Genomic DNA, 8,828 nt, shown 5'->3' with positions numbered 1-8,828 from the left:
CAAATCTTGATAAGGAAGAATTGAACTTATTTATTAAAAGCATATTCAGGAAAAATGTAATGGCAGTAATTATAAATGCAAAAACAGAAGTTACTGCTATTGGGCTTGATGGAAAAATAGACAGGCTTATAGACGGTCTCTCGGATCGTGGCATCAAGCTGGAAGCAATATTAAAGAATAAAAAATTGTTTACTGCTAGATGCATTCCGGAAATAAATGAAAAGTTAATAAAGGAGGTTTTAGTATTTAGTAGATAGTGATTGATTCTCAAATTATAGAAGGAATAGTAAACAGGTATTACGATGTAACTGATTTGGATAATACAAAATACTCCATGGTATTCCACATTAGTTCCATAAAAAATAGAAACACATTTTCATATCTGCTTGATGAACTGAATAGAATTGGAGTTACTGCATTTACAAATGATTATCCTGACAATCAAATCATTGTAATAGGCAATGGAAACATAAGCAGGGAAAGAAATGGAATTAAAATTTTTATGTTACTTGTTTCTATAGCTACCCTCATATATTCTGGCTTTGTTTACTATTCCGATTATTACTCCGCTACAATGTATAAAAGCATTTTAGGTGGTTCACTATTCTATGCCATTCCTCTATTCTCCATTCTCCTTTTTCGTGAATTTGGAAAATACACAGTACTGAGAAAAAATCATATTAAATATAAATTTCCTATTTTTATTCCATCTCCCGGGCTTGGAACCCTCGGAACAATAAACTCAAATAAAAACCAGTTCCGTGATTCAAAATCAATGATTCAGGCTGGCACATTATCACTATTATTTGGATTTTTTTCATCAATTTTTTTGGTAATTGCAGGCACTTTTATTATGCCATCTGCAAATTACAATGCTGGAATACATTCTCCAGTATCAATTCTAAATTTCCCACTCTTATTTCCACTGGTGCTTGAACGTTTCTTTCCGGCATTTATACTTCCCGATCCACTGCAACTTGCCGGATATGCAGGCATTGTTATCACAGCATTAAATGCATTGCCAGTTGGATTTCTAGATGGTGGCATTGTTTTTTCCGGGATTATGGGGAAACATTTCAAATACGCTTCATATGCTGGAACTGCCATACTTCTTGCTGCCAGTATTGTATACCCTTACATACTCATACTTGTTGCCATTTCTCTGATACTTGGAATTCGTGGTGCCCTACCCATGAACAACTTTTTCAGGCCACAGGTTTCTATCAGGACACTTGGCATAATAGTCATAATTATACTGGTTCTGGGTTTTGCACCACTTCCCCTCCATAGCACAAACAACAGCAATGTAGCAATTCCAGATTCACCTTATATCGTGCAAAGTGCAAATCCGGGGAACGTCAGCGTAAATGTCACTGTGTATAATTACGGAATGAATGTTGTTCCAACTTTTTCCGTTAATCCTGGAACTTTTAAAGTAAGTGATGTAAGGCATGTAAATAACACAGCTACTGTATATACATTAAATCTGATTACATATAATTCTAATTACAGCGGAGAGCGTAATTTCAATATAACAGTAAATACAGGAACAGATATATTTCACAAAACAGTTTCTGTTTATTTTTTGAAGCCGGATAAAAATATAAGTGTTGATAAGAAAATTGAGCCACAAAATCTTACGGAACAGGCTGGAAAATCATTCAATATTACAATTGACAATCCCGGAAATACTACCTTAAAAATAAAACTCATTTTAATTTACAGCAATATTAATCTATATATGAATCCTTCCAATTTATCAATGATATCACTATTTGGGCATAATATGTATTTAATTATACCACCGCGTACAAATGCAACGCTTTTTTTCCAGTCATCCAATCCGGGATTATTAAAAATTATCATAATTGGAACAGGGAACCAGGCGACAATAGTTAATATAAATATAACCTCTGGCATCATATCTCCGCCGAATCCTTTCCCAACAATGTTTTCAGGCAATAATACATTACTTTGAGCCACTCATGCGTTTTATTATTTCAGATGAAAACTCTGAACATTTTATCGCTGTTATGCCCGTTCTTGACGTAAGGTCTTTTGGTATTTTATTGTCTTTAAAAGCACTGGATATGGCATTCTTTATTATTTTTGCTGCATCCTTCCATCCGATATGCATTAGCATTTCGGTTCCGGAAAGTATAAATGAAAGTGGGTCAGCAACATCGTATCCCGCCTCTGATGGCAGCGATGACTGAACGGCTTCAAAAATCGCACATTCGTCACCAATGCTTGAACCGTATTCTATATTAATTGCCCCCATTAGATAATCTATAAATGTACCGCTTAAAACATTATCCATTAAAACAACTTCATAGTTCTCCGGGGAAGAAAGCAAATTTTTCATGAACTGCCTGACCTTAATGGTTTCATATTTTACATCATCCTGTTTTGAAATTTCTTCTTTGCACCACTGTGCAAATTCAGATCCATAATGATTTTCAACTATCGTAATCTTTGTATTTCCATTCTCCTTACAGTACTCTATGGCATGCCTTGCAATCTTCCTCGCCCTGAATCTGCTTTGGGTAGCCATATATACTTCTGCATCCTGTGTGATATTTATATCATAATTATCCATTATAAATTTTATCAATTCATCCGTACTTTCTGATGCATGATAAAAGACATGGATGCCTGGCAGGGAATCCCTTATAACCGCAAGTTTAAGCCTGTTGAATGTATTTATTACAGTATCCATTCCTTCTATATACTCAATTACCCTTATATTTGAATACAGGCCAATCCTCTTTCTTAAAATAGAATTTATATCCCTATTGTCTGGCATTATATTCAGTGTGGATTTCATAATAACGGCAATCTTCTTTATTTCCTTAATTGAATCCTCTGGCATATAGGTGCCAAGTTTTTCATAAGCTTCAGCGCCTATTAAGATCTTTTGCCATTCTATTGATTTGTCGCCTCCGTAAGCAAGCTCTATTGCGCTGTTAACAACATCAATCATAGATTTTGTAATTTCAGGGCCGATGCCGTCGCCATCTATATAACCAACAGTCAGATTGTCGGGAACAACCATTCCAGCATCGGTGAATTCTATATTCATTAACTTCATCATGCATAATAGCTTATAATTTTTTTTAATTTTAAAAGTACAGAGATTTTTAATTTTTTAATAATTACAGTGTAATAATATTACCAATAAATGTTAATCATGAAATTATTCAGTTACTTCAGCCAGCAAATTATCGCGTGTATAAAAATTCCATATTTGTTAAATTATAAAAAGCACTTTATTAAATTAAGTTAAACGTTGTAATTAAAATATTTTTATACTCAAGTAACATTATTAACTATGAGGACAGAAAAAGATGTAATAGGCGAAGTAAAAATTGATGACAATATCTATTATGGAATAAATACCTTCAGAGCCAAAAATAACTTCAATATTTCTGGCATAAAATCAAACGACCGCGACCATATACGTGCAATGGCTATAGTAAAGAAGGGTGCTGCATACGCAAATTATACAACTGGCAAACTCAAAAAGGAATTATATGAAAGCATAAGCAAAGCATGCGATATTTTAATTGATGGTAAATTTGATGACCAGTTTGTTGTTGATGTTTTTCAGGCAGGGGCAGGAACTTCATTTAATATGAATACAAATGAAATACTGGCAAATCTTGTATTAGAATCAATGAACCATAAAAAAGGGGAATACCAGTACGCAAGCCCAAACGATGTAATAAATATGAGCCAGTCAACAAACGATATCTATCCAACAATGATGCGCGTGAATATAATGCTTAAATCACAAAAAGTAATTAAAAATACCGAATCATTAATAAACTCACTGAAATCAAAATATAAAGAATTTGAGAAAATTTACAAAACCGGCAGGACACATCTTCAGGACGCAGTTAGAGTAACCCTCGGCGATGAATTCAATGCATGGGCATTTGCTGTTTCAAGGGATCTTAATGAATTTGAAGCATCACTTAACTATATATTAGAATTAAATATTGGTGGAACTGCAGTGGGCAATGGAGCCAATACACCTGAGGGATATAAGGGAAATGCAGTAAAGAAAATATCCGAAGAAACCGGATTTAATTTCAGAACTGGAGAAAATCTGATGGGACTCATGCAGTTCATGACCGACTTCTCAAGAGTAATGAATTCATTATCAGATATGGCTCTGGATCTCAGCAAGATTTCAGACGATTTAAGATTGCTTTATTCCGGCCCTGGCTCCGGAATTCACGAAATAGTTCTCCCAGCAGTGCAACAGGGTTCATCAATCATGCCGGGCAAAATTAATCCATCAATAGCAGAGGCAATGAATATGATTTGCCATTCCATAATTGGCTCACAGCAGGCTGTAAATTTATCGGTAAAGGCAGGGCAACTTGAACTAAATGTCATGATGCCACATATCGACTACGAAATATCAAAATCAATGGATAGGCTTGCAAACGGGATTAAAATGCTTGATGAAGAAGCCATACGTGGAATTGAGCCAGACCTGCACAAAATTAAAGAAAACATAGAAAGAAGTTTTGGTTCTGCTGCACTTCTTAACCCGTACCTTGGATACAATACTATGGCAGAAATAGTTGAAGAATCCCTGGAAACTGGGAAAAGCATAAAAGATCTTGTCCTGGCAACAGGAAAAATAGATGAAAAGAAATATAATGAAATATTTAACTTTCTAAATTAAATTTTTATATGCCCACCCATGGGTCTTTTTTGTATGCTTTTGATACAACCATTGTATCATATTTTATTATACCTTCTCTTCTTGCTAAACTATCTTCAAATTCCTGTATAGTTTCCAGATTCAAAAATAGGCCCTGCAATAGCAGCTGGTTTTGCCCTCTCCTTCTGTAAAGTGATAATATATCTGGATTGGCTGCTAAAGATTCGGCTATGCTATCAAGTTTTTCACCCTCTATATCTATCCTTATGCAGACCTTTATGCTATTTTCAATGGCATGCAAATCCACCAGTGCAGAAAAACCAGTAATAATCTTTCTTCTCACAAGTTCATTAATTCTTCTTCTAACAGTGGCTTCGCTTGTGTTGAGCATTTTTGCTATTTCTGCATTTGACATTCTTGCATTATAACGCAGGAAGCACATAATTTCTTTATCAAGATCGTCGAATGGTAAAATTGATGAATCTATATGCTCCCATCTTATAGATAGGTCGCACTGGTAATTTCTATTTTCATCTACTTTATTTGAACTATTTTCATCCGTCATAAAATTATATTTTAAAGCAATATTTAACTCTTTTCATAGGTAAATTGAATTTTAAAAGAGCAATTTATCGAATTCTACACTTTATATGACGGTATGTTTACGCAATTATATAATTGGGCTATAATAATTTTTAAGGCATACGGCATAAAAATCGTTATTAACTTAATTGCAATCAAAAAATATGAAAATTTATTTCGAATCATACGGATGCACACTGGAAAAATCCGAATCATCACTTTACCTTAATAAACTCCTTCAAGATAAAAACAACCAGCTGGTGAATGACCCGGAAGATGCTGATTTAAGCCTTATAGGCACATGTGTTGTTATAAAGCATACAGAGGATAGAATGGTAAAGCGCATTTCATCACTTTCGAAAGCTTCCAAAAATGTTCAGGTTCTCGGCTGCCTCGCAACCGTAAATGGGAATACAATCGAATCTGATAACGTACATGTGCTGAAGCCAAAAGAATTCAGAAATTTTTACGAGGGTGATCTTGATGATATTGAAATAAAATCCGATATATATGATGGAATACCAATTAACCAGGGTTGTACGGGAAGCTGCAATTTCTGCATTTCACACATAGCAAGGGGGAAACTGTTATCCAGAAATATTGAAAAAATTGTAAATCAGGCAAATATGGAACTGGAACGTGGAATAAAGGAAATAAGGATATCCTCGCTTGATACTGCAGCATATGGAAAGGATATTCATACAGACCTTGCAGAGCTGGTAAACAGCATATCTTCAATAAATAAAGATTTTAATCTGCGTGTGGGCATGATGGAACCAAGAAATACTTATGATATACTTGATAAGCTTATATCTTCCTATAAGCATGAAAAAGTATTCAAATTCCTTCATTTGCCAGTGCAGAGTGCAGATAACAATGTGCTGGAAGCCATGAACAGGGAATATACAATTGAAGAAGCCGAAACTGTATGGAAAAAATTCCATGACACATTTCCTGACATGTCAATTGCTACAGATATAATACTGGGATACCATAACGATACGGAAGAAGGATTCGAGAAAACAATAAAATTTCTGGAAACTTATAAACCCGATATTATAAACGTTACAAGATTTTCACCGAGGCCATTTACAAAGGATTACAATAAAATGCCTTTGAATTCTAATCTGCTAAAAAAATGGTCCAGTGAAATTATTGCATTGCATAAAGAACAGATGGAGAAAAAGCTTGACACTTATACTGGCAAAGAAGAGAAAGTCCTCATTACAGAAGATGGCAAAAATGGTACAATGGTTGGCAGGGATATTAACTACAGGCCGGTTGTATTAAAAGAGGGCTATAAAAAATATTCTGAAATTTACTGCACTATTGTTTCCCATGGTTCAAACTATCTTATTGGAGAATAAGTATCAACTCCAACTATTTCATCCATCATATACTTATTATTGCTTTTAAATCCAAATAACTGTTCAAATTCAATGGGAGTCAAAACAGGCATGCTGAATTTATCCTCATCATCTATTGAAACTCTGGGGCAGCCTGTAAATACCACTGCATCGCACATGAGATTCTGGAAATCAACAGGATTTACATTATCCGCAGTAACTATTACGGCGTCTTTTCCCAATTTTTTTACCTTATTGTAAATGCTGTATGCAAGTTTTTTTCTGTACTGCCCTATTTTTGTGTCTATGACTATTGCAAATTTCCTGGCATCAATAGCAGGTTCTATTCTTGCATACCTTTTTCTGAGAAATTTGTCAATTTCCGGCTGTATGTTATTAATAGATCTCTGATTTAAATCGAGTATATACACAGGCTTATCTGTTGATAACTGAGCTCCGATTCCATGAAATAATCCAGTACTTACAAGCAAATAGGCATCAACCTCTTCTGCTATTGAATGGGCTGCACTGAAATTGCACCCAAGAACCTGCCCCGGATATTTCATTCTCCCATCAACTTTACCTATAATAACATTGTATCCAAGATTCTCCAGTTTTGCCTTTACATATCCCATTTCTTTATAGTACTGTATGGATGATAAAAGGCCTACATTCTTTATGCCATTTTCTTTCAATGTTGAAAAAACATTATCGTTCAGTTCTACGAGCTTATAGTAATATTCGATAAATATGACCGGTTTTGTATATTTTATGTTTGGGATTTCAGAATGCCCTAACTGCACTATATAATCAACATCTTTGTATACTTCCATATTGCCAATGTCACACGCGCCATAAAAAGACTGTGAACTTATTATTACATTAAAATTCTGTGAAAATTTATTGAAAAGGTCAAATGCTTCTGGCTTCAATCCATCCGGGAGCTGAAGCAGTATTTTTGAAGCTTTTCTTTCCTTTAAAGTTAATATTGCATCATCTACATTCATTTACCGCATATTGTTTTATATCTATTTAAATATTAAGATTTGAACTGTGCCCTCCAAATATTGTTGCCGCCGGTGTTAAATATTTTTTAATAAAATTAATGGCTATATAAGCGTTTCCCCCATCGACAGCTATTAATGGGTGTATTGGTTCCCCTTCCACTGTAGCAACATCGCCTACTGCAAATATGCCTTTAAGGTTTGTCTGGTATTCATCGCTTACCATTATAGACCTTCCATTTTTGTTTGTTGTTATATTAACTGATTTATACACATTTGGGCGTCCAATATGCCCTATTGCAATTATCAACGCATCAATTTTTATATTGTCCACGCTTTTGTCGATTTCATTTACTGTTGTAATTTCCCTTACACTGGTGTCTCCATTTATTGCGGTAACCGTTGTATTCATTAGAAGTGTGATATCTTTCTCCTGCATTACTGTATCCAGCGTTTTTTCTGCGGCTTTGAATTTTTCACTGTGGTGTAATACATATACTTTCTTGGCAGTGTTTGCCAGTTCATTTGCATAATCAAGGGCCGAATCGCCTCCACCAACAATAGCCACTGTCTTTCCAGCAAATTTTGTTACATCTTTTACAGTATATTCAACACCTTTTCCATTAAATTCATCTTCGCCGGGGCACCCTATTTTTCTTGGGGTAAAATCTCCAATTCCGGTGCATATTAAAATAGCCCTGCAGCTATATTTTTTTTCTCCATTAACTTCTATTATATACTTTTCATTATCCAGAATTATATCTGTAACCTTGCTATTGAGCTCAATTCGGCTATTAAACAGCTTCGCCTGTTCATACATTTTGTCCCTCAATTCTATGGCATTTATTTTTGGAATCCCCTGTACATCATATACCATTTTTTCAGGATACAGTTCTGGTATCTGGCCGCCGGTATGGTCCAGAGCTTCCAGCGTTATGCTTTTTATATCTCTAAGGCCAGCCAGAAAGGTGGCGAATAATCCAGTAGGTCCGGCTCCGATTATAGTAAGTTCGTATTCATCCATAGGCAAAGATAATAAAACCATACAAAAACTTTGGCATTGTCTATTTTATGCTATAATTAAAACCTAAACAATGAAATACTTACGTAATATGTCTTAATCCGCATTCAATAAAATATCCAATTTTCTTGGTATATTTCTGCACATAATAAAAATAATCTATATAACGTAATTACGTAATATGTAAATTAATATTT

Annotated in this window: 8 protein-coding genes; 4 read left to right on the top strand and 4 right to left on the bottom strand. The window is 34.6% G+C overall.

Features of this window, described 5'->3' with window-relative positions; all coding sequences use genetic code 11:
• Together WKI77_RS06605 and WKI77_RS06600 are read left to right on the top strand one after the other, a co-directional pair.
• Window positions 1-257: hypothetical protein (locus tag WKI77_RS06605; RefSeq protein WP_337861038.1), on the top strand; the 257-nt coding region annotated here is incomplete at its 5' end.
• Window positions 257-1,978, top strand: coding sequence for a site-2 protease family protein (locus WKI77_RS06600; RefSeq protein ID WP_337861037.1), 1,722 nt, complete (start codon window positions 257-259; stop codon window positions 1,976-1,978). The genes WKI77_RS06605 and WKI77_RS06600, both read left to right, overlap by 1 nt.
• On the opposite strand, the gene WKI77_RS06595 is transcribed toward WKI77_RS06600, so the two are convergent.
• Window positions 1,970-3,082, bottom strand: a complete 1,113-nt coding sequence (locus WKI77_RS06595) for an isocitrate/isopropylmalate family dehydrogenase (protein ID WP_337861036.1) — start codon at window positions 3,080-3,082, stop codon at window positions 1,970-1,972. The two genes, WKI77_RS06600 and WKI77_RS06595, sit on opposite strands and share 9 nt — an antisense overlap.
• 249 nt (window positions 3,083-3,331) lie before the next feature.
• Between WKI77_RS06595 and WKI77_RS06590 the strand changes: the two genes are divergently transcribed.
• Window positions 3,332-4,699: an aspartate ammonia-lyase gene (locus WKI77_RS06590; protein ID WP_337861035.1), complete on the top strand. Its 1,368-nt coding sequence runs from the start codon at window positions 3,332-3,334 to the stop codon at window positions 4,697-4,699.
• A 4-nt stretch (window positions 4,700-4,703) separates the two neighbouring features.
• Here WKI77_RS06590 and WKI77_RS06585 read toward each other — a convergent pair whose 3' ends face one another.
• Window positions 4,704-5,243, bottom strand: coding sequence for an Lrp/AsnC family transcriptional regulator (locus WKI77_RS06585; protein ID WP_337861034.1), 540 nt, complete (start codon window positions 5,241-5,243; stop codon window positions 4,704-4,706).
• A gap of 181 nt (window positions 5,244-5,424) precedes the next feature.
• Here WKI77_RS06585 and WKI77_RS06580 point away from each other — a divergent pair, with 181 nt between their 5' ends.
• Window positions 5,425-6,627: a tRNA (N(6)-L-threonylcarbamoyladenosine(37)-C(2))-methylthiotransferase gene (locus WKI77_RS06580; RefSeq protein ID WP_337861033.1), complete on the top strand. Its 1,203-nt coding sequence runs from the start codon at window positions 5,425-5,427 to the stop codon at window positions 6,625-6,627.
• Here the strand turns inward: WKI77_RS06580 and dph2 are convergent.
• Both dph2 and WKI77_RS06570 read right to left on the bottom strand, forming a co-directional pair.
• On the bottom strand, window positions 6,609-7,613 hold the full coding sequence (dph2, locus tag WKI77_RS06575; RefSeq protein WP_337861032.1) for a diphthamide biosynthesis enzyme Dph2: 1,005 nt from the start codon (window positions 7,611-7,613) through the stop codon (window positions 6,609-6,611). The two genes, WKI77_RS06580 and dph2, sit on opposite strands and share 19 nt — an antisense overlap.
• A gap of 25 nt (window positions 7,614-7,638) precedes the next feature.
• Complete coding sequence (locus WKI77_RS06570) at window positions 7,639-8,634, bottom strand: NAD(P)/FAD-dependent oxidoreductase (RefSeq protein WP_337861031.1); 996 nt, start codon at window positions 8,632-8,634, stop codon at window positions 7,639-7,641.
• Window positions 8,635-8,828: the final 194 nt, after the last annotated feature.

This window comes from Ferroplasma sp. (genome assembly GCF_037442045.1).
Lineage (GTDB): Archaea > Thermoplasmatota > Thermoplasmata > Thermoplasmatales > Thermoplasmataceae > Ferroplasma.
Note: the sequence above shows the minus strand (reverse complement) of the source record. Positions and strands in the feature narration are given on the sequence as shown.

Bases quoted from the DNA above. Each gene is read 5' to 3' on its own strand.
- WKI77_RS06590 (WP_337861035.1), top strand. From the start codon at position 3,332: ATGAGGACAGAAAAAGATGTAATAGGCGAAGTAAAAATTGATGACAAT.
- WKI77_RS06595 (WP_337861036.1), bottom strand. From the start codon at position 3,082: ATGAATATAGAATTCACCGATGCTGGAATGGTTGTTCCCGACAATCTG.
- WKI77_RS06570 (WP_337861031.1), bottom strand. From the start codon at position 8,634: ATGGATGAATACGAACTTACTATAATCGGAGCCGGACCTACTGGATTA.
- dph2 (WP_337861032.1), bottom strand. From the start codon at position 7,613: ATGAATGTAGATGATGCAATATTAACTTTAAAGGAAAGAAAAGCTTCA.
- WKI77_RS06585 (WP_337861034.1), bottom strand. From the start codon at position 5,243: ATGACGGATGAAAATAGTTCAAATAAAGTAGATGAAAATAGAAATTAC.
- WKI77_RS06580 (WP_337861033.1), top strand. From the start codon at position 5,425: ATGAAAATTTATTTCGAATCATACGGATGCACACTGGAAAAATCCGAA.